Genomic DNA, 19,792 nt, shown 5'->3' with positions numbered 1-19,792 from the left:
ATTACTTACCGGCACGAACTCTCCAAATGGTGTTTGTCACATCGTCCGCGACCAAAAGTGAACCATCGGGCAATAACGTCAGCCCCACAGGTCTTCCGCGCACTTCATCCTTTTCGAGGTCGGCAATGTACCCGGTTAAAAAATCTTCCGGTTTACCTGAAGGCTTCCCTTTTGCAAAAGGAACAAAAACAACTTTATACCCGGATAACACCGAACGGTTCCATGAACCATGCTGAGAAATAAACACACCACCCTGGTATTTTTTAGGAAATGCAGTTCCGGTATAAAAAGCCAAGCCTAAGGATGCCGTATGAGCACCTAAGTTCACATCGGGCACAATTGTTTTCTTTACCAATTCGGGCTGTGTTTCTTTCACACGCGGATCCATATGCTGACCAAAATAGCAATAAGGCCACCCGTAAAATCCGCCTCTTTGAACACTTGTGAGGTAATCAGGAACGAGTTCATCTCCCAGTTCATCGCGCTCATTGACCACCGTCCAAAGTGTTTTGGTACCCGGAGCCCAACCCATTCCAACCGGATTTCTCAGTCCGGAAGCATAAACTTTCAGGTCCGAACCGTCTAAATTCACTTCCAGGATATTAGCACGCAATAATTCTTTATCAATCCCGCCTTCGGCAATGTTACTTCCCGAACCTACAGCAATATAAATTCTGGTATTGTCTTCATTCGCAATAATATTCCGGGTCCAGTGCTGATTCTTGTCATTGGCAGGAATGTCCGCAATTTTTTCAGCCTTGGCTGTGATTTCAGTTTGTCCGGCTTTGTAAGGAAAACGAACCAGGGCATCGGTGTTTGCAACATATAGCCAGTTCCCGATAACCAGCATACCGAAAGGCTGGTTCAATCCTGTGAGCAAAGTATCTTTCAGGTCGGGAATTCCGTCCTTATTCGTATCACGCAACAAAGTGATCCGGTCTGCGCTCCGGCGTAAGGTATTTGATTGGCCCGCACCGATTATGGCCCCTCCCACTTGTTCCACAACAGAAAGGTTGGTATTTGATTCGGCAACCAGAACATCACCGTTAGGCGTCACATACATCCAGCGCGGATTATCAAATCCCTCGGCGAATTTCTCAACCACAAAACCACTTGGCGCAACAGGCTTTTGATCTCCCCAGCCGATCACTTTACATAAATTCCTTGTGGATTTAGTAGCAAACGGAGCAGGCAAAGTATCTTCCTGTACTTGTTTTTTTGTTTGTGTAAGGGCTGATATTGGGAATATGAGTAAGCCCAAAAAGAAAATAATCTGTTTCATATCCAATTATTTTTAAGCAGTTGACAATTCTTTAGGAATAAAAATTAGTCACCTTCCTTGCAATAATTGTTATACAATTTCAGAAATAGCTTATGAAAATCACAGGTTAATCAAAAAAAAGACCGTTAAACTTTCGTAAAACGGTCTTCCCTTTTTAGGATTGCTTTGTTAATCTAAAAGCCAAGTTTAAAAATGACTATATCGAAATCAGTTGTCGGTGATTATTAATTTTCCCGTATAGACTTCGTTTCCTTCTCTCAGGCGGATAACATACATGCCGTTCGGGAGATTGACGCGGGAAAGAGTAACTGATTCTCCGGAAATATGTTTTAATCGTTTCACTGTCTGACCGAAAGAATTCTCTATTGTGAGAGTTGCATTCTTTAAGGGTTTGTCGGTATGCAAAGTTGTCTCCGAAGAAAATGGATTGGGGAAAATGCTGATTTTATTATTTGCTATTTCAGGAACAGATGCGGTAGAAGGATCCAGTTTATATACACCCGTTAAATTCGCATTATGATCACGGGTAAGCAGACATAAAACAGTGTTGTACATCACCATGCTTATTACCTGTTTATCACTGTTGGGGAAGGATTGTGTTACCCATTCCGCCCAGCTTGTGCCGCCATCAAGACTTCTGAAAATCCGGACGATATCATTAACTCCGTTTACCGCACCTGCCGCATACAGGATGTTAGAATTGTTTTCATCGTAAACAATCGCATAAATGTATTCATAGTTGGGAGTTGGAAACACATCCGACCAGGTAACACCTCCGTCAGCAGAGCGGGTTATCTTGCCCTCTTTTCCTATAAAAATAGTATCAGCGCTTGTCGGATGGAAGGCAATACCATTTACAGCATTATTGGATTCCACAGCCGACATTGTCCAGTTTGTTCCCGAATCAAAGGAGTATGCCAAATAAGAGTCAAAAAGTGAAAGCTCACCTCCGGAATACATCCGGGCGCTGTTCAAGGGGTGATAGCGGAGCACACAAGGCTGGTAGAGCGAATATCCCCAATCCAGATAAATCGGTGTCCAGCTCGCACAAAAATCAGTAGAACGGGCAACGCATGATCCGGTCATTGCGATAATTTCATGATGGTTCTCCGGATTCACATCAATTCTGGTTCCTTGCAGAAAATCAATTCCCGTACCGCCAAAACCATTTGTGACATTCGAAAAGGACATCCCGTTATTGATTGATTTAAATACCGTATTTCCTTCCGTACTATCAACAACGCAAATAATCGAGTCCGGTCCGATCAATACAAAATCATTTATTTTCATTCCTTGAAATCCCGCGGGAATCCAGAGTGTATCGGTAGACATGACCGATTTTTTGAACAAGCCGTTTTCGGTCGGCACATAGAGGGTGTCTTGCTTTAATTTTATAAGTGCGTTGGTAGTATAAGTTAATTTTTGAGCAGGTGTTCCCAAATAAGTCAGCTGACCAAAAGAGTTCCCTGCCAGGATCAGTAACAACAGGAGTATATTAATTCGAATAGTTTTCATTGTATTTGTTTTGTTTTAATGTCTTGTGACATATATACAATTCAAGATGGTCAAAGGTTGCCTGTCCTATACAGACTAGTTAAAGTTTTTCTGTCGGACGAAGAATTACCAGGATCAATTAGACCTGGAAATGAGCATTAAAAGAATAGCCTTTAAAAGTGATTTATGTGGTGGGAGTTCAATTTTCCCTTCGGGAAGTGATTTATTAACTTGTTTCAAAGATTTAAGGACAAGAAAGGTGAAAAAATCAGCCACTTTTTCAAGGTTCTGATTTATGACGAATGTATTGTGAACTGAAAATTTGTAACCATGAATTATTACTACAGCTTCATCCCTGCTTTTTGGGACTAAGATTCTGAATTTCATCATGAAATCTTTCCCCCTCTCATTTACTCTTCTGTAACCCAAATCGAATTGGTAAGATCTTCCAAGTAAAAGTTCGGTTTTAACGGTAGGATTAATTACTTGCTCGAAATGGATAAAATCCTTTTTATAATTTTCCATATCGAAAATTTTTAAGAGACCCGATGAAGCTTTCATTCCAGCATGAATTAACTTGTTTGTTATTCAACTTTCAATAAATCCTAAGATATGGAATGGAGAATTGAAAAATATACAATTCTCCATAAACGATTTACACATTTCCTACATTACAATCAACTTTGATTGTATGAATAGTGAATATATACTATCAAAAATTTTCCAGGCTGGTTCTCTTTACATTCGACTGCTTATAACTTGAAGGCGAGAGTCCCGTGACTTTTTTGAATTGATTGGACATATGCGCTACACTGCTGTAATTGAGTTTATAGGAAATTTCCGTCAAATTCAATTCGTCGTACATCAGGAGTTCTTTTACACGCTCAACCTTGTTCATAATAATGAACTGCTGAATCGTCATCCCCTTTACTTTGGAAAACAAATTCGATAGATACGTATAATCGTACTTCAATTTTTCGCTGATATAATCCGAATAATTCATTTTAGGAGATTCATCAGAGTAATGGATCATTTCAATAATAACACCTTTGATTTGTTCAATCAGGATACTTGTCCGGTCATCAAGTAATTCCAATCCGCACCTTGTTAGATTTTTGCGTAATTTTTCAATTACTTCCTCGGGAATTTTATCCCGGAGTTCAACGACTCCTAAATCAACTCTTGCGAGTTGTAAACCCAAACTTTCTAATTCTTCCTTCACGACCATCTTACAACGAAGACTGACCATATACTTTATAAATAATTTCAAAACACTAAACTTTTAAATTAAAACTAATTCTGTCTATTTAGTTGTTTTGGTTTCAGGACCCCAAGAAAATAGCTCGCTATAAACTATTTTAATCCCTTTGGTTAGTTATAAGGTAGGTCTTAATTATGTCCTAACAAATCTTTCAGGAATGTTTTATGCTTCTTTCACACTTTGAAAACTTGACACTTAGCTGAAATATTTGCAATCAACTTAGTCGAATCCCGACTATCAGGACATCGTCAGTTTGATCAAAAAGAAAGCCCGAACGATGATGTTGGCTAGTAATAATTAAGATTCGGTACTATCAAAAAATCTAAATACAACACCTCTCGTGCAAAGGGATCGAATCAGTTTGAAGGTTAAGCAACTTAATGAAATCAAGAATCATAAAAAACGCTTATTCAAAAATGCCTTTCCAGAACCAGATTTTAAATATTTCTCAAAATGAAATGCTTTGTATTTATCAGTGAATGCGATATAAGTGATTAGTTCTAGTGGAAGCCGGGTTGAAGTATAATGGATCTCGCCTTTATTATGTCTTTTTAATCGTTCTTCGATATTTTGAGTGCAACCTGTATAAGTTGTTCCATCAGAGCATTTGAGTAGGTAAACGTATTGCATTAGTGATAATTATTTTGTTGTTCTCTACTTAAGATAGTGAAAAATATGGGGTCAAAAAACGGTTGAAGGAAAGGTTTTGTGGACCGAGTCCACTACGCTTGTGCTGAAGCTTCAGCGTAAGCACGGAAGCCCATTGTGGAATCGTTTCGAGACGAGTTTAGATAAAAAAAGCCCTACTTCACTCTTGCAGAGCTACACTTCTGTAGAAGAATGGTGGACCGAGTCCACCGAAGCCCATTGTGGAATCGTTTCGAGACGAGTTTAGATAAAAAAAGCCCTACTTCGCTCTTGCAGAGCTACGTAGGGCGAAGGTGGAAAATATCGGACTCGAACCGATCACCTCAACACTGCCAGCGTTGCGCTCTAGCCAGATGAGCTAATTTCCCATTGCTTGATCCTGATTCAGGATAAAGTACCCAAAAGTAAAAAACATTTCACTTATATACTAATCTTAGCTATTTCGAAGAGAACAAAAACGATAAATCGCTGAATATTGAATGAAAATAATACTGTTAAAAAACACATTAACAAGCTTTTATGTTTAAATCAAAACAAATTCATTTCTGATTTCTCAATGAATAGGGACATTCTCTTTATTTTTTTTCAACAATTATTGATATGCCTATTTATTTCAATCTCAAATTGCAATAATTTGGCTGGAACACTTTCACATCTTATTATGGAAACACTATTCAATAGTTCGTAACCCGAACGCATCCGCCGTCTTCCTCCCTGAAAACCACCAAGTTATTAACCCTATTCATTTTTCATAACATGAAAACAAAAATTCACTATTCACTTTTGTTGTTGCTGTTATTTGTAAACAACATATTCGCTCAAAATGTCAGCACAGGACTGGATGCTTTTTTTGCACCTGTATCTGTAGGTAGTCCTGATTCCTGGTGGCAGATTACTGCCGGCCCTAACGGTGCCACGCTTGCTCGCCGTGAAGCAACCTATTCCCCGTACTGGCAAACTACTCCGATGCCTACCACCAATGCCTGCTGGATTGATGAAACAGGCTCTATTTTCGGAAGTACGCCCGGAGATTACACTTTCGAACGTTCATTCACAGTCAGCCCGTTAGACGGCAGCATTCTTGCTGATTTCGGAATGGCCTGGGATGATGTACTCCTGTCTGCCGAACTGGTTCCTCCAAGCGGTCCTAGTATTCCGCTGACTGTACCGGTTGGATCTCCAAACCAATACTGGGTAGGACCATCAGTAAACTATACCGTTGCGAACCCCGTACCGGGAACGTGGAAAATCCGTGTAGTTATCCGTTTCATTGATAGCGTCGGTGGATTCCTTCTTTCAGGAGAAGTAAAGCATTGTCCGAAATATAACATCAGCACGGGAATCGATAACTCAGGAGCTGCAATTGCCTTGGGTGCTACAGATCCGAACTGGATCATTTCTGCAGGTACCGGCGGACCGGTTACGCGTCGTGTTGCCAGCTTTCCGGGTTATTGGCAGCCAACTCCGGTTGCATTGACAAATGCCTGCTGGATAAATTCGACAGGTACTTACAATGATCCGAGTGGTATACAAACATTCGACCGCGATTTCAATGTTCCGGCAGGAATTGCTTCATTCACAACTAATTTCGGAGTTGCCTGGGATGATGTGCTAACTTCCCTGGAACTTGTTCCTCCATCCGGTCCGAGTATTCCACTGACGTTTACAATGGGCTCTCCAAACCAGTACTGGATAGGACCATCTGTAAACTATACAGTTGTGAGCCCTGTACCGGGAACCTGGAAAGTGCGTGCAAAAGTGCAGTTCATTGATCAGATTGGAGGATTCCTTCTTTCCGGTTACATTTCTACGCTATGCGGTAATAATCCGCCACCGCCATGCAACTGTCAATCCCTGCTTGCAGACTTCAATTACACATTGGATGCTGATTGCAACGGTCATTTCACAGGCAATACAAATTCCAGTTGTTATGGTAATACCAATTACGAATGGTCAGTAAACGGATCTCCGGCAGGAACAGGTCAAACATTCGACTATCCGTTCACCACGAATGGTATGCACACCGTTTGTCTCAAAGTAACTACTGTTACAGCCGACGGACAGGTATGTGAAAAGGAAATCTGCAAAGATGTCGAAGTACAATGCAATCCTTGTAACTGCGAAGGTTTAACAGCCGATATGAACGTTATCGTAGATCTGTGCCAGGGTAATTTCAACGCTGTTGCACAGGGCAATTCCTGCATGCAAAACTTCCACTACGAATGGTCTGTGAACGGAGTGGTTGTAGGTAATGGTCCGACAATGCCATTCGTATTCCCTGGTAACGGAGTGTACGTGGTGTGTGTAAAAGTTTCGAGTATTCTTCCTGATGGAACGATCTGTGAGAAGGAGGTTTGCAAAGATGTAAGAGTGGAGAACTGCACGGGTTGTAATTGTGCACAGGTGAACGGAAACTTCCTCTATAACGTCGTAAATTGTAACCTGAACCTTACCGCTCAGGGGCTCATCCCGGCATGTATGATCAAGACAACCTATACCTGGACGATCAACGGATCTTACGCAGGAACAGGTCCTAATCTCAGCGTTCCACTTCCAGGAAGCGGTGCGTATGTGGTTTGTCTGACAATTTCGACAGTTAAACCGAACGGACAAAAATGTGAGAAGCAGATCTGCAAGGATATAATGGCTAACTGCCCGAAATCATCATCCGGAAAAGGAGTGCAGTCGTCACGAGAGAATAGTTCGGTGAACCTCTATCCGAATCCTGCAACCGACGAACTGAATGTTGATTTCACGACCTCGGTATCTGGTGAAGCTACAGTGACACTGAGAACGATAGACGGCAAGGAAATCACTCGCGAAACGCGGATTACCGAAGCTGGTGCTCAGCATTTCCAACTAGCAATCCCTTCTTCTGTTGCAGCGGAAGTAATTCTGGTGGAAATAGATAATGGTACGGAACATACTGTTCGCAAAGTGACTATTTCAAAACGCTAAGCAAATACTAAGTAATACAAGCCGTTTCTTTATCTTCGGATAGGGAAACGGCTTTTTTTTAGAAGAAAATTTTACCCAAAAGCCAATAGGGTTCGAACCGCTTTGATTTGACAGAAAAACACACTAAAATCAAAGGCTTGCGGAAGATTTGGCTTATCCTCCCTCTGACAGAGTCTGATAAGCGTCAGTCCCAATAACTATCGGGACGTCAGGGAAACCGAATTGAATCTTCGAACACCGATCCCGCTCTCATTCCTCACACTCAATGCTGAAAAAAGAAAAAGTCTAAATTAAGTATCAGCATAGGACTTACTTCTTCATACCTTTATACTATGATACAACAATATACGCTGGATTTCCTGTCCGATCTAAAAGCAAATAATAACCGTGATTGGTTCCAAACAAACAAATCGGTTTATGAGAAGGCACATCAAAACGCCATTGCTTTTGCGGATTCTCTGCTCGAAAAAATGAAGATTCATGACTCCATTGAAACACCATCAGGGAAAGCAAGTTTGTTTCGTATTTATGCCGATACGCGTTTTTCAAAAGATAAAACTCCCTACAAAACACATTTCGGAATCCGATTAAGCAGAGCAACAGCATATTTGCGAGGCGGATATTATTTTCACATGGAACCTGGAAACAGTTTTATGGCCGGCGGATTCTTTTCTCCGAATCAGGATGATTTAAAACGTATTCGGGAGGATATCAGTTTCAATTACGAAGAATGGAAGGAGCTGGTAAGTCAACCTAAATTTATAGAGGTATTCGGGGAATTAAAGGGTGATGGGGTAAAAACAGCCCCAAAAGGTTTTGATAAGGATCATCCTGCTATTGAGCTATTGCGGAAAAAGCAATTTATTTTGAGACATGATTTTACGGACAAAGAAGTACTGCAGTCAGACTTCGCTGAAAGACTAGATCGAACATTCCGGGAACTTCGCCCATTTTTCGATTACATGAGTGAAGTGTTAACTACGGATTCGAATGGGGAATTGATCTTGTAAGAAAGTTAATAGATTTCGACCGTGGATAAAATCGATGGTTTACTGGTTCTTAACGTGGAAAAACGTGAATAACACATCGAAAGACAGGTGTTGGAAACACGCTTTGCAGTAAATGCGTTTACCTAACGCAGGCGTAATTGTTTCATTTTGTATTACGACATAAATAGTAGCATCAAATAAATTCTGTTGAAGACTTTTTAATCTATTTAGTTATACTTCTCTGTAATAATAGGGGATGTTTAACAATTACCCGCGCCAGAGCTTTATTAAATTGTCAGGATTTCAAGTCTGTTAAACAACACTAAAATATTAGGTTAATGATTATGAATGTTGTTTCTTGTTTAGAAGATATAGATAAAAATTATTCACTAAAATCAGATAGTCATGTTAAAATGGACAGCAGTATTTCTTGTTATCGCACTTGTAGCTGCGATATTCGGATTTGGAGGGGTCGCAGAAGCAGCGGCTTCCATAGCAAAAGTTATATTCTTTATTTTTATTGCTCTCGTAGTAATCACTGGAATCATCGGGTTTACCGCGATCAACAAGAAATAAGAAGAACCGGATATAACTTTCAGATTCAATTTTATGGTTAAAAAAATCCTCGTATTTAAGAGGGAAGAAAAGGAAATAAAAAAGGGAAGCGGTTAATTGACGCTTCCCTTTTTTTTAGTGATCCCGTATAGATATATTTCGACCCATTTGATACAAGATTTAAAACTTTTCATCGAATAGAAATTTCACCTGAAAACCCAATTAGATTCGAACGACTTTGATCCGATAAGGAAGCACAATAAAATCAATGGTTTGCGGGAGATTAGGCCTGTCCTCCCCCTCGGTCCCCCTCCGAAGGGGGAAATAGAATTCAAGCTTCGAACACGAATCCCACACTCAGTCCTCACACTCAATACTGAAAAGAAAAAAGCATCTAATCAGTGTGAGTGTGGAGTGTGAGCAAAGAGGGACAAAAAGAAAAAAGCATCACTCTCGCGATGCTTTTTTCTTTTTGTGACCCTACCGCAACTAGAGTCGAACACAAAAGAATAAAATGTAATGTCGAAAAGAGCTATTAGATTTTATTCTTTTGTGTTGAAGCTGTAATAATCACTAAGGAAAAAATCAATTTATTTAGCGTCCCGTTATGACATTTATTATCATAAAAAGTGACAAAAATGTCATAATACTGTCATAGAAGCAATCTATTATGTTAAAATTTATGTCTTTTTGGCAGTTTGGGTGCCTTGGCATACAAGTTGACTAAATTCAAAACACAAAAAAACAGCCCTGAAGAGAGCTGTTGATTTTTTGCCTGACTGGAAGTGTCACCGACCAAAGATTCACTAACAATCAGTTTTGACAGGTACGAAAGTACATAGTTTTTTAGAACTACTACTACTATCAAAATGTAATTAATCAATTTCTCCCTTCAGGTTCGTGTGTCATTACGAGAGTTGGCATGTATTACAAATCTCAAAATTCGAACAAATGTCGAAAGGGAAAAATCAACATGTAACACCTCATCCGGACGGATGGCAGGTGAAAGGTGCTGGAAACAGCAAAGCTACTGTGATAACTAAAACACAAAAAGAAGCGGATACTATTGCTAAAAAGATAGCAACAAATCAAAAATCTGAAGTTTTAATCCACGGGAAAGATGGAAAAATTCGCGAGAAAAATTCGTATGGAAATGACCCTAAAAATATTAAAGGATAGATCATGGGGCATAAGTGTTTTATTTCATTCAAAACTGAAGATTATAAGTACAAAGAATCTATTCAGAATCATCCTGAAATTGATATAATTGACAAATCACTGAATGATGCAATTGATTCAGAAGATGAGGATTATATAATGCGAAAAATTCGCAAAAACCACCTTTCAGATTCCACCGTTACTATTCACCTAATTGGTAGTCGTAGTTCAGAAAACGTGGGATATGAACAAAGATATATCAAACGTGAATTGCAAGCATCATTATATCATGGGGCAGATAATACCAGAAATGGTATTCTTGGAGTCGTTTTGCCGGAATCCTATAATGCAATATATAAAGGAACCTACACTTGCTCTTGTGGAATTACTTGTGGTTCTGTATTTATTAATGATCAAACAGTTGTTAAAGAGTTTAGTCGTAACTATTATATTCCAGAAATTGGGAAATGTCATTGGTCGGAAGATGAAAGATATTGCGTTTTAGTAAAATGGGAAGATTTTATTGAAGACCCAAACAAATATATTGACTTAGCTTTTGAAAAACGATTTGCGGACGTTAGACAAAAAGTAACCGTGTATCCAAAATAACTCTAAAAATATTCGACGATGAAAAAACCAATTTGTTTTGTTATAATGGGATACGGAAAGAAATCCGATCTGGAAACAGGAAAGACATTTGATCTTGATAAGACTTATTTAAATGTCATTAAACCTGCTGCCTCGGCAGCAGGTTATCAATGTGTAAGAGGTGATGAAATTATTGAAAGTGGATTGATTGATAAAAGTATGTACACTATGCTTGTTTATGCCGATCTAGTCATTGCAGATATATCAACATATAATCCAAATGCGATCTATGAATTAGGAATCAGACATGCTGCAAAACCTTATTCAACTATAATTATTAAAGAAGATGAGGGCAAGTTACCATTTGATTTAAGTCATAGCAAAATTTTCCATTATAAACATTTAGGAGATGATATTGGAAAAAGTGAAGCTGATCGTTGTGTTAGAGATTTAAAACAATTAATTGAAACAGTTTCCAAAGCAAAAGAAACAGACAGTCCTTTATTTGAATTCATTCAAACTCTATCTCCTCACAATTTAAATGAGGAGGAATACATTGAAATTATTAAAGAACTTACAGAAAAAGGAGATAGTATCTATACTCTTGTTGAACATGCACGTGCGGAAATGAACAAAAGTAATTTTATTGAAGCACGAAAATTATGGGAACGAGCTCAAAAAATGGTTCCTAACGAAACATACTTCACTCAACAGTTTGCTTTGTCAGTTTACAAAAGCGAATCCCCGTCAAAAATTTCTGCTTTGACTGAAGCTTTAACAATCATTCAAAGCAATAATCCAGATGAAACTAACGATCCTGAAACATTGGGAATTACTGGCGCAATTTATAAAAGATTATGGGAAAGCACCCAGGATAAAGAATCTCTTTTAAGCGCACTCAAGTATTATAAAAAAGGATTCACAGTAAATACAGATTACTATACTGGTGAGAACTATGCTTTATGCCTGTTATTGTTATCTGGTATAGATGAAAATCTTGAAGATAAAATTTATTATAAGGTAGAAGCCAAAAGGACATGCTCAGAAATTATTGACCATTTGAATGATGTATTTAACGAGGGTGATTATGAATGGCGAAACGATTTGAAATGGATTTATGCAAGTTACTCCAATTGTAGTCTACTGTTGGATCAGGAAGAAACTGCTTCACAATATGAAAAGTTATTTACGGAATTAACTTCAGTAGAATGGGAATTAGAAACATTCAATAAAACAAAGGACCTAATCATAAAAACAAAAACTAGCTAATATGCCTAAGTTAAAAACATATGATCTTTTTTTAAGCCACGCATGGAGGTATAATGATCATTACTACCGATTGGAAAATTTACTTAGAGAGGCTCCATATTTCTACTTTAGGGATTACAGTGTTCCAATACATAGACCTAAAGTAGATCCAAACAGTGAAGTAAGTATTGGACATTTAACAAATGAATTAGAAAAACAAATTCGTCCAGTGAATTGTATCCTAATAATGTCTGGAATTTATGCAACTCATAGTGAATGGATTAAGCGAGAACTTAAGCTAGCTCTTAAATATAACAAACCAATAATTGGAATAATTCCTTGGGGGCAGCAGCGTGTTTCTTCTATTGTCAGGGAAAATGCAATTGAAATGGTAAATTGGAATACAAATTCAATAGTTAAAGCAATAAGAAAATATTCAATATAGATATGAGTTATCTAACTTTTAATAGATTAAGTAGCCAAACTTTTCAAAAATCTGAAGTACTTAATGAATCAAAGCGTTTTTCCATTTCGAGTGATAAAGTAGTATTTCTTTCATATCGTAGAAAAGATAAATTGTGGGTAAAACCAATTGTTGACCTTATCCAATCCTTAGGGGTTAGAGTTTATATTGATTATCTAGACGATCAGTTACCAGATACTCCAAGTACTTCAACTGCAGGTATTCTTCGAAGAAAAATAAAGTCTTCAGACAAATTTATCCTTCTTGCTACACCAAACAGTAAGGATTCAAAATGGATTCCATGGGAACTTGGGCTTGGAGATGGATTTGATGGGTATGAAAATACAGTTATTTTGCCCCTAACAGATTCATCACTGACATGGAATGAGCAAGAATATTTTGGAATATACGGTTATGTGAAGGAGGCTAATAGTAAAGACAATTCTGTTACCGATTGGGCTATATTTTATCCTGATGGGACAGTAATATGGCTAAAAAATTGGTTAAGAAACACATAAATCAATTAGTCCAACAATTTATATAAGTGAATTCTTCTAAATGAGTGTTCAGGTAGTTTCGATGTGAAGATTCCAAGCCAAATTTTGGGGTATGTTCCAATTTTTCAATTGCGTCTATGTGTAACTGGTAAGCCTGGAGGTTTACATCGACTTTTGTTCTTTGAAGTATTACAGGCTTTTTAGTTTGGAAATCTGTTGCTATTAAGTTTCCGTTTTCAATTTGGACATCAGTTAGGAAGAATATGAATGGACTTGAGAATTTCATTTCGCTGAATGAAGCATATGTATCGGTCAATATTGGGTTTGCTTTCCAATATTCACATGTATTACCTTTCAGTTCAATATTTGCCAAGAATTCGAGATCATGAACCAACACATTTTTTCCTTTGAACGAGTGAATAAACACATCATCGGTAAATGTGTTTTTACTCTTCAATAACTGTTCGTTGCTTTCGTTTTGATAAGTCAATACAATGGGATCAATAAAAAGCCGGTTAATCATATTCAGTCCTGGAATCACAGCTCTCTTTTTCATTGCTCCAGCGAAATGATGACCATCAGGATGTGATTCTATATTTCTTAGTTTTCTTAACCACTGTAAATCTCGGATCAAATTGGCCGGATATCCGAAGTTTTTTAATTCATCAATCAATTGGACAAGCTTTTTGTCCCGTGTTCTTCCATTTCTAGTCTGAAATTGCAATGGATTATTGAGTTCTTTGGATCTCAACTTGACGGACATTTCAAAGATGGAAAGCAGCTTTACTAAAACCTGATCGTAAAGTTCCCAATGGTAATATGCGTGAGCCATTAAGTATTCAACGGTTTTGAAACTCTTGATTATGTCTTCGTGAACACTTGAATGGAAGTTTCCTTTGATTACATATTTATCTACATAATCTTCCCGGTTCTCTATTTTGAAATCCAACCAAATTGGGTCGGGAGTATAATAGTCAGACATTGGTATGAAGTAAATTTATTTTGCGATAAAAGCGAATAATATGGTTCTATTTAAGAACTAGAATTACATAATGCAAAATAGGCATTTCTTTTCGTCTTTCTTAGATTAAAATCCAACAGTCAACTAGATTCGAACCAAAAAAGAATAATTACTTGTAGTAATGACAAAGGTTTAGTTCAAAAATTAATTCAAAAAACTAATAAAATCAATTGGTACAGAATAAAAGAAAAACGAGACATGTAAATTGCATGTCTCGCTTGGTGACCCCGTTTGGATTCGAACCAAAGACCTACTGCTTAGAAGGCAGTTGCTTCCGCCGCGGCGGACTGAGCTACGGGCCCAATTGCTCCTTAATCCAATCTCGCCCGACTCCAGTCTTATACCATTTCTCTCGTTTCATTGCCTCTGACCGTGTTTCAAACTCTTCAAATAACACCATTTCCCAAGGCACATGCTTTGAGGTGAAATTCACCAACCCTGAATTATGCGACTGTAAGCGCTGTTCAAGATTTTCAGTTGAGCCTTTATAAAGGATCCCATTCTTTAATGAACGAAGTACGTATGAATAGTATGGCATGTAACTAATATAAACAAAAAAAAACCGTGCCGGAAATCCGGTACGGCTTTTTCGTGACCCAATCAGGATTCGAACCTGAGACCTACTGCTTAGAAGGCAGTTGCTCTATCCAGCTGAGCTATTGGGCCTAATTTCTTTTTTAACTCACAACCTAGGCAGTTGCTTCCGCCGCGGCGGACTGAGCTACGGGGCCTAATTCATTTGGAAAATGCGGCGTATCGGGAAAGTGACTCACTACATTAAACTAAAAAAGGGGATGATTGCTCATCCCCTTTTCTTGTGTCGGGGCGGCAGGATTCGAACCTGCGACCTCCTGGTCCCAAACCAGGCGCGATGACCGGACTACGCTACGCCCCGAACTAGGCTTTTATTTCAATTTACTCCAATCGTTTTTGAAGTAGTTTTTCTCTGTTTTGAGGGTGCAAAGATACTCACTTATTTCACTTTTGCAAGCCCTCAGAGAAAAATTCAGGCTTTCACCTGACTTTTTATGCGGAGAGAGCGAGATTCGAACTCGCGGTACCGTTACCAGTACGTCAGTTTAGCAAACTGGTGGTTTCAGCCACTCACCCATCCCTCCAAAATTCTTACAAAGAACGTGTCTTAGGACTAGCTAAGACAGGCGCAAAATTAATAAATGCATCGTTCTATCAAAGGATTTTACTTAAAAAAAAGTAAAAAAAATAATTTCACCCCGGTTCACAAGACCTTAACACTTGCTTAATCTCTAAAAATCAAGTCTTTCAACTGCTCGCGCTGTTCTCTCAAATTCTGTAGAATCGCACTGCGTCTTCGTGCAAATCGCCCGAATCGCTGTTTTGAATTCAAATGATGCATGTAACGCATATAAAAATGTGCAAAGGTTCCGAATAAGGGAAGTAAAGCTAAGTAGACCAAGGTTTCCAGCCAGCTCAGATCCAGGCAAAAGTGTACGGTCAAACCAAACCCGAGGTAATTCAATGGATATAAAAGCAATCCCAGTAAAATGGATAAGGGTGCGTGGTATTCCACTTCTTTGCTCATCTTCGGAACGATCCAACCGATCAGCCAATAGGGAACAACATGATGAACGAAACCAACCAGGAATACCGGAACGGTAACAATCACAAATAACCAGCTCTGGATAAATTGCCTTAAAAACAATACGGGTCTGTAAGGTCGGTCCAGGAAATCGGGCTTTATCCCTAAAAACTGGAGTGAGGCAAATACATTGCTGGTTTCCGTTTGAATTTCATCCAGCTTCCACGGCGATGTCAAACTGTATTCCTCCAGCCGGGCCTGTACCGATTTCATAAAGTTCATTTCATTGGCTACATCTGCTTGTCCGCCTAAACGTGTGCGGCTCGTATACTTTGTTACAAACAAACTTCGTAATTGCTCCACCAAGTCCTCACGGGCAGAATCGTCCATGTTCACAAATACACGTGATAACTCAACACGGAATCTTTCCGTAAGCAATTTCGCAGCATTAGCCTGGTTCACCTCGTATTCCTTCCACAAATCATCGAGTTCAATGGGTTTTCCCACGTGAACCAGTACTTTCCCACGATAAGAATCCGCAGAGATATAATTCAACCCGATCGGAATCACTTTCAATCCCAGTTTCCCTTGGTTTCTTCGTTCAACTTCCAGTGCTACCCTGGCTGTTCCGGTCTTGATTTCCCGGAGTTTCCGCTCCAAAAAACTGGTCCCTTCCGGGAAAATCACAAGGATATCCCCTCTTTCCAATAACTGGTAACATGCCTCAAAGGAATCCTTATTGTTTACCCCAGAAACTGCACCATCCGACTTCCGGTTGATCGGGATCATTCCCAGGGCTCCGAGTAATCTGCGCTTAAACGGTGAATTGAAAAAAGTGGCCTTGGCCATAAAATGTACCCGCCTTCTGTTCACGAACCCAACCATCCAGGCATCCATCAAAGTATTCGGATGATTCGCTATGATGATCAATGGGCCGGTTTCCCTATCCAGTATATGCTCATTCACTACTTTGATCTCACGGTAATAATGCCGGATTCCAAATGAAATAATCGCTTTTAAGAGTCGGTATAACATGCTTGGGTTTTGAACGAATTTAATCGTTTCCAATAAAATGAAGCGATTTGGACATAAATCAAATAGTTTAACGGATAACTTTTAGAATTGAAAAATCGACTCAATTCAATAGTGAGACTCAATTTAATCATCTGAATATCAAATCGGTCCCAATATTGGGACATTGGGTTTTTGCAAAATCCCAAAATCAGTCAGTCATCAATTTTTAAACATTTTTCTGAATTTCACCCATTCCCTCATTCACTTATAAATCCTCCTTTGATTCAAAGTCCAAACTAAAACCGTACAGTCATTTTAGGATCAGGAAAATCCATAAATGAAGTGTAGTTAAAGCATATTTACAGTATGGATATAGCATAGATAAAGCATAGATAAAGCATAGATATAGTTACGTTTGTATATCTTTTTAACACCTAATAGATATATTTAACTATTCAAATTCGTAATTCGGTATTCGGTATTCCTCTCTGTTGGCGCAAGGCTCCGGCTCGTGTCAGCTATTGTCTTATGGTTTTTCGTTTACAGCCTTTTGTCTAAATCCTCCCACCCTGATGTCCCAAAAAATTGTAATTCGTAATTCGTAATTTGCAATTCGCAATTACATTTGTATCATGATCGAACGTGCCCTTTTCAGAAACTCAGAAAACTCCTTCCTTATTGGAATCGGGTGTGAATCTGAATTTATCCTGGGTCCCGACCTCAATTGGAATGCACTCGATACATTTATGCGTGAGCGCGAAGGAAGAACCTTGTTTACAGTTATCAATTACCAGTTGGGACTGGATATCTTAAATGTTCCGCATACAGCGAACCAATTACCTTTACTTCGTGTCTGGGTACCTGAAAGCACCTATTCATATGAGAGTACAACAGCTTATCTCTTAGAAGGAGAATACAATGAAAGCCATCAGTTATTAGCCGAACAGCTATTCGAAAGAAATGAAGCCCCACAAACTGTTGAATGGACTGCTAAAATCGACAAAGCAAGTTATTTGGAACGCGTAAATAAGATCAAAGAACACATTCAGCTGGGCGATGTTTACGAATTGAATTTCTGTCAGCTAATTGAATCTTCTCCTATTGAAATTCAGTCGATCCAGCCTTATTTTAATACCATTTGGGAGAAGAACCCGACTCCTTTTGCAGCCATGGCAGAAACTCCGGGCTGGATGCTTGCTTCGGCAAGTCCCGAGCGTTTTATTCAAAAGAAAGGGACACGCTTAAGTTCCCAGCCGATTAAAGGAACTGCTCCAAGAGGAAAAACAGACCTGGAGGATCTGCAGTATCGCAACAACCTGCGAAGCAGTCAAAAAGAACGGGCTGAAAATATCATGATCGTGGACCTGGTTCGGAATGATTTGTCACAGCTTGCCGAAAAAGGGAGTGTGAAGGTGGATGAACTCTGTGAAATCTATTCCTTCCCGACTGTCCATCAAATGATCTCAACTATTTCATGTGAATTGAAAGAAGGAATGACTTTTTCGGATATCCTGAAAGCAAGCTTTCCAATGGGCTCTATGACCGGTGCTCCTAAAAAAGCGGCCGTCGAACTGGCAGAAAAACACGAAGGCTTTTCGCGTGAATTCTACTCCGGCTCTTTCGGTGTAATTTATCCCGACTCTGACTTCGATCTGAACGTATTGATCCGTACTTTAGTCTATAATAAGGATACAAAGAAACTTACCTGCGGAGTTGGCGGTGCAATTACCATTCTCTCGGATGCAGAGGCTGAATACGAGGAGTGTAAGGTGAAAGTAAACAAAATCTTATCCCTTTTCGGAACATGTCAATGGTGAAAGAAGCGGTTTCCGGGTTAGAATTGGAATCTTTTAACCTGTGCGTTGCCTGTTCGGGCGGACTAGACTCAACCGTTTTACTCGAAGTGCTGGTTCACCTGGGCTACAAACCACTGATTCTTCATGTTAATTACCAGCTACGAGGTGAAGAAAGCGACAAAGATGAAACATTTGTCCACGAATTGGCGGAAAAACACCAATTGGAGATCGAAGTGGTTCGCTGCCCGGTAGAAGTAACCAAAGGAAAAGGAATCAATTTACAGGAAGCGGCCAGGAAGTTTCGCCATGAACTGTTTCAATCTTTCATTCAAAGATCTCCGAATAACCGGGTTCTCCTGGCACATCATCAGGATGACCAGATCGAAACATTCTTTTTGCAGCTGCTTCGCGGTTCAGGTCTATTCGGATTGGGGGGAATGCACCGCGAACGAAATGGAATTATCCGCCCGTTTTTAGAGATCACGAAAAGCGATTTGAAACGCTTTGCGATAGACCGCAACATAGAGTGGAGAGAAGACGCAAGTAATCAGGAAAACCATTACAAACGAAACCAGCTCCGGAACGTCCTGATTCCTCAAATGCTGGAATCCAATCCCGAATTAACGGATTCCGTTAAAGTGATCCAAAAAGCATTTCGCGAAACACAAGAGGAGCTTCAAACTGCCTTAAGCCCGAAACTGGAAACCTGGAAGAAACAAGCTTATATTTCCTTTGAGGAATGGACAAGCCTCACACTTGAAGAGCAGATCGTTTGCTGCTATCAGTTTAAATGGCCTTTCTGGATTATCGAACGCATCCGGGAATTGAAAGACGCAAAGTTGAGTGCCAAAATCGATAACAGTCCAATATTTAAAACAAAGGATGGCTTTTCATGGAATTCAAATTTCGCAGATTTAATGCAATGGGAATTCAAGATTGAAGAAGTTGAATTCTTACCGGAAAATTTCAATCATTGGGAAGCGTACCTGGATCCTGGAAAATGTAAGGGTCCGATCAAACAAGATATTGCCGGGCCAGCGGATATCATTTGGAGGATCGGTGTAAAAGGAAAAAGTTCGGTTTTCAAATTATTAAAGGATTCCGGGATTCCGGAACAATGGAGAAAGACCTACCCCGTTTTCAAAAGCGGAGAGGAAATAATTTGGATTCCCGGGATTGCAATTTCAAAAAACCACACAGCTCATCAAGCTACTTCATTGATAATCAAACTATACAAGGTATAAAGCAAGAGGGAATATTTT

General features: G+C 39.3%; 18 protein-coding genes and 5 tRNA genes. 10 read left to right on the top strand and 13 right to left on the bottom strand.

Annotated elements, in window-relative coordinates:
* Nucleotide 1 precedes the first annotated feature (1 nt).
* The 6 genes from K0S23_RS07455 to K0S23_RS07430 all read right to left on the bottom strand — a co-directional run bounded on the left by K0S23_RS07455 (nt 2) and on the right by K0S23_RS07430 (nt 5,053).
* A complete protein-coding gene (locus tag K0S23_RS07455; protein ID WP_300355802.1) occupies nt 2-1,282 on the bottom strand; it encodes a sorbosone dehydrogenase family protein in 1,281 nt (426 codons plus the stop codon).
* Nucleotides 1,283-1,489: 207 nt separating this feature from the next.
* The gene (locus K0S23_RS07450) at nt 1,490-2,797 is read right to left on the bottom strand and encodes a T9SS type A sorting domain-containing protein (protein ID WP_300355801.1); all 1,308 of its coding nucleotides are present in this window, start codon (nt 2,795-2,797) and stop codon (nt 1,490-1,492) included.
* 114 nt (nt 2,798-2,911) lie between these two features.
* Nucleotides 2,912-3,301, bottom strand: coding sequence for a hypothetical protein (locus K0S23_RS07445; protein ID WP_300355800.1), 390 nt, complete (start codon nt 3,299-3,301; stop codon nt 2,912-2,914).
* A gap of 187 nt (nt 3,302-3,488) precedes the next feature.
* Nucleotides 3,489-4,046 (bottom strand): AraC family transcriptional regulator, encoded by a 558-nt coding sequence (locus K0S23_RS07440; RefSeq protein WP_300355799.1) that lies wholly within the window; start codon nt 4,044-4,046, stop codon nt 3,489-3,491.
* 384 nt (nt 4,047-4,430) lie between these two features.
* Nucleotides 4,431-4,667 (bottom strand): GIY-YIG nuclease family protein, encoded by a 237-nt coding sequence (locus tag K0S23_RS07435; RefSeq protein WP_300355798.1) that lies wholly within the window; start codon nt 4,665-4,667, stop codon nt 4,431-4,433.
* Between the two features lie 312 nt (nt 4,668-4,979).
* Nucleotides 4,980-5,053: transfer RNA gene (locus K0S23_RS07430), tRNA-Ala, on the bottom strand.
* 388 nt (nt 5,054-5,441) lie between these two features.
* Between K0S23_RS07430 and K0S23_RS07425 the strand changes: the two genes are divergently transcribed.
* The 8 genes from K0S23_RS07425 to K0S23_RS07390 all read left to right on the top strand — a co-directional run bounded on the left by K0S23_RS07425 (nt 5,442) and on the right by K0S23_RS07390 (nt 13,162).
* Nucleotides 5,442-7,643, top strand: coding sequence for a hypothetical protein (locus tag K0S23_RS07425; RefSeq protein WP_300355797.1), 2,202 nt, complete (start codon nt 5,442-5,444; stop codon nt 7,641-7,643).
* 332 nt (nt 7,644-7,975) lie between these two features.
* On the top strand, nt 7,976-8,653 hold the full coding sequence (locus tag K0S23_RS07420) for a DUF2461 domain-containing protein (RefSeq protein ID WP_300355796.1): 678 nt from the start codon (nt 7,976-7,978) through the stop codon (nt 8,651-8,653).
* A gap of 384 nt (nt 8,654-9,037) precedes the next feature.
* On the top strand, nt 9,038-9,208 hold the full coding sequence (locus tag K0S23_RS07415) for a DUF1328 domain-containing protein (protein ID WP_300355795.1): 171 nt from the start codon (nt 9,038-9,040) through the stop codon (nt 9,206-9,208).
* A 930-nt stretch (nt 9,209-10,138) separates the two neighbouring features.
* Nucleotides 10,139-10,366: a DUF2188 domain-containing protein gene (locus tag K0S23_RS07410; protein ID WP_300355794.1), complete on the top strand. Its 228-nt coding sequence runs from the start codon at nt 10,139-10,141 to the stop codon at nt 10,364-10,366.
* 3 nt (nt 10,367-10,369) lie between these two features.
* Nucleotides 10,370-10,954, top strand: coding sequence for a TIR domain-containing protein (locus K0S23_RS07405; RefSeq protein ID WP_300355793.1), 585 nt, complete (start codon nt 10,370-10,372; stop codon nt 10,952-10,954).
* Between the two features lie 18 nt (nt 10,955-10,972).
* Nucleotides 10,973-12,202: a TRAFs-binding domain-containing protein gene (locus K0S23_RS07400; protein WP_300355792.1), complete on the top strand. Its 1,230-nt coding sequence runs from the start codon at nt 10,973-10,975 to the stop codon at nt 12,200-12,202.
* 1 nt (nt 12,203) lies between these two features.
* Nucleotides 12,204-12,626 (top strand): TIR domain-containing protein, encoded by a 423-nt coding sequence (locus K0S23_RS07395; RefSeq protein ID WP_300355791.1) that lies wholly within the window; start codon nt 12,204-12,206, stop codon nt 12,624-12,626.
* 2 nt (nt 12,627-12,628) lie between these two features.
* Nucleotides 12,629-13,162: a toll/interleukin-1 receptor domain-containing protein gene (locus K0S23_RS07390; protein WP_300355790.1), complete on the top strand. Its 534-nt coding sequence runs from the start codon at nt 12,629-12,631 to the stop codon at nt 13,160-13,162.
* Between the two features lies 1 nt (nt 13,163).
* On the opposite strand, the gene K0S23_RS07385 is transcribed toward K0S23_RS07390, so the two are convergent.
* The 7 genes from K0S23_RS07385 to K0S23_RS07355 form a co-directional block, all read right to left on the bottom strand.
* On the bottom strand, nt 13,164-14,123 hold the full coding sequence (locus K0S23_RS07385) for a hypothetical protein (RefSeq protein ID WP_300355789.1): 960 nt from the start codon (nt 14,121-14,123) through the stop codon (nt 13,164-13,166).
* 258 nt (nt 14,124-14,381) lie between these two features.
* Nucleotides 14,382-14,464: transfer RNA gene (locus tag K0S23_RS07380), tRNA-Arg, on the bottom strand.
* Complete coding sequence (locus tag K0S23_RS07375; protein WP_300355788.1) at nt 14,455-14,700, bottom strand: GIY-YIG nuclease family protein; 246 nt, start codon at nt 14,698-14,700, stop codon at nt 14,455-14,457. The genes K0S23_RS07380 and K0S23_RS07375 overlap by 10 nt, the downstream gene beginning before the upstream one ends.
* Nucleotides 14,701-14,754: 54 nt before the next feature.
* Nucleotides 14,755-14,828: transfer RNA gene (locus tag K0S23_RS07370), tRNA-Arg, on the bottom strand.
* 154 nt (nt 14,829-14,982) lie between these two features.
* Nucleotides 14,983-15,057: transfer RNA gene (locus K0S23_RS07365), tRNA-Pro, on the bottom strand.
* A gap of 136 nt (nt 15,058-15,193) precedes the next feature.
* A tRNA-Ser gene (locus K0S23_RS07360) sits at nt 15,194-15,280 on the bottom strand.
* Between the two features lie 140 nt (nt 15,281-15,420).
* Entirely contained in the window at nt 15,421-16,755 is a 1,335-nt protein-coding gene (locus tag K0S23_RS07355) for a lysophospholipid acyltransferase family protein (RefSeq protein WP_300355787.1), read from the bottom strand.
* A 611-nt stretch (nt 16,756-17,366) separates the two neighbouring features.
* On the opposite strand from K0S23_RS07355, the gene K0S23_RS07350 reads away from it, so the two are divergent.
* Together K0S23_RS07350 and tilS are read left to right on the top strand one after the other, a co-directional pair.
* Nucleotides 17,367-18,551 (top strand): anthranilate synthase component I family protein, encoded by a 1,185-nt coding sequence (locus K0S23_RS07350; protein ID WP_300355786.1) that lies wholly within the window; start codon nt 17,367-17,369, stop codon nt 18,549-18,551.
* Nucleotides 18,539-19,774 carry a tRNA lysidine(34) synthetase TilS gene (gene tilS / locus K0S23_RS07345; RefSeq protein WP_300355785.1) on the top strand — a complete coding sequence of 412 codons (1,236 nt, stop codon included), beginning with the start codon at nt 18,539-18,541 and terminating at the stop codon, nt 19,772-19,774. Before K0S23_RS07350 ends, tilS begins: the two co-directional genes overlap by 13 nt.
* Nucleotides 19,775-19,792: the final 18 nt, after the last annotated feature.

This window comes from Fluviicola sp. (assembly GCF_029266855.1).
In the GTDB taxonomy this organism is placed as follows: Bacteria; Bacteroidota; Bacteroidia; order Flavobacteriales_D; family Crocinitomicaceae; genus Fluviicola.
Note: the sequence above shows the minus strand (reverse complement) of the source record. Positions and strands in the feature narration are given on the sequence as shown.

Excerpts from the sequence above, each read along its gene's own strand:
- K0S23_RS07415 (WP_300355795.1), top strand. The coding sequence starts at position 9,038 with ATGTTAAAATGGACAGCAGTATTTCTTGTTATCGCACTTGTAGCTGCG.
- K0S23_RS07420 (WP_300355796.1), top strand. The coding sequence starts at position 7,976 with ATGATACAACAATATACGCTGGATTTCCTGTCCGATCTAAAAGCAAAT.
- K0S23_RS07455 (WP_300355802.1), bottom strand. The coding sequence starts at position 1,282 with ATGAAACAGATTATTTTCTTTTTGGGCTTACTCATATTCCCAATATCA.
- K0S23_RS07400 (WP_300355792.1), top strand. The coding sequence starts at position 10,973 with ATGAAAAAACCAATTTGTTTTGTTATAATGGGATACGGAAAGAAATCC.
- K0S23_RS07350 (WP_300355786.1), top strand. The coding sequence starts at position 17,367 with ATGATCGAACGTGCCCTTTTCAGAAACTCAGAAAACTCCTTCCTTATT.
- K0S23_RS07435 (WP_300355798.1), bottom strand. The coding sequence starts at position 4,667 with ATGCAATACGTTTACCTACTCAAATGCTCTGATGGAACAACTTATACA.
- K0S23_RS07395 (WP_300355791.1), top strand. The coding sequence starts at position 12,204 with ATGCCTAAGTTAAAAACATATGATCTTTTTTTAAGCCACGCATGGAGG.
- tilS (WP_300355785.1), top strand. The coding sequence starts at position 18,539 with ATGTCAATGGTGAAAGAAGCGGTTTCCGGGTTAGAATTGGAATCTTTT.
- K0S23_RS07385 (WP_300355789.1), bottom strand. The coding sequence starts at position 14,123 with ATGTCTGACTATTATACTCCCGACCCAATTTGGTTGGATTTCAAAATA.
- K0S23_RS07355 (WP_300355787.1), bottom strand. The coding sequence starts at position 16,755 with ATGTTATACCGACTCTTAAAAGCGATTATTTCATTTGGAATCCGGCAT.
- K0S23_RS07390 (WP_300355790.1), top strand. The coding sequence starts at position 12,629 with ATGAGTTATCTAACTTTTAATAGATTAAGTAGCCAAACTTTTCAAAAA.
- K0S23_RS07375 (WP_300355788.1), bottom strand. The coding sequence starts at position 14,700 with ATGCCATACTATTCATACGTACTTCGTTCATTAAAGAATGGGATCCTT.
- K0S23_RS07405 (WP_300355793.1), top strand. The coding sequence starts at position 10,370 with ATGGGGCATAAGTGTTTTATTTCATTCAAAACTGAAGATTATAAGTAC.
- K0S23_RS07450 (WP_300355801.1), bottom strand. The coding sequence starts at position 2,797 with ATGAAAACTATTCGAATTAATATACTCCTGTTGTTACTGATCCTGGCA.
- K0S23_RS07425 (WP_300355797.1), top strand. The coding sequence starts at position 5,442 with ATGAAAACAAAAATTCACTATTCACTTTTGTTGTTGCTGTTATTTGTA.
- K0S23_RS07410 (WP_300355794.1), top strand. The coding sequence starts at position 10,139 with ATGTCGAAAGGGAAAAATCAACATGTAACACCTCATCCGGACGGATGG.
- K0S23_RS07445 (WP_300355800.1), bottom strand. The coding sequence starts at position 3,301 with ATGGAAAATTATAAAAAGGATTTTATCCATTTCGAGCAAGTAATTAAT.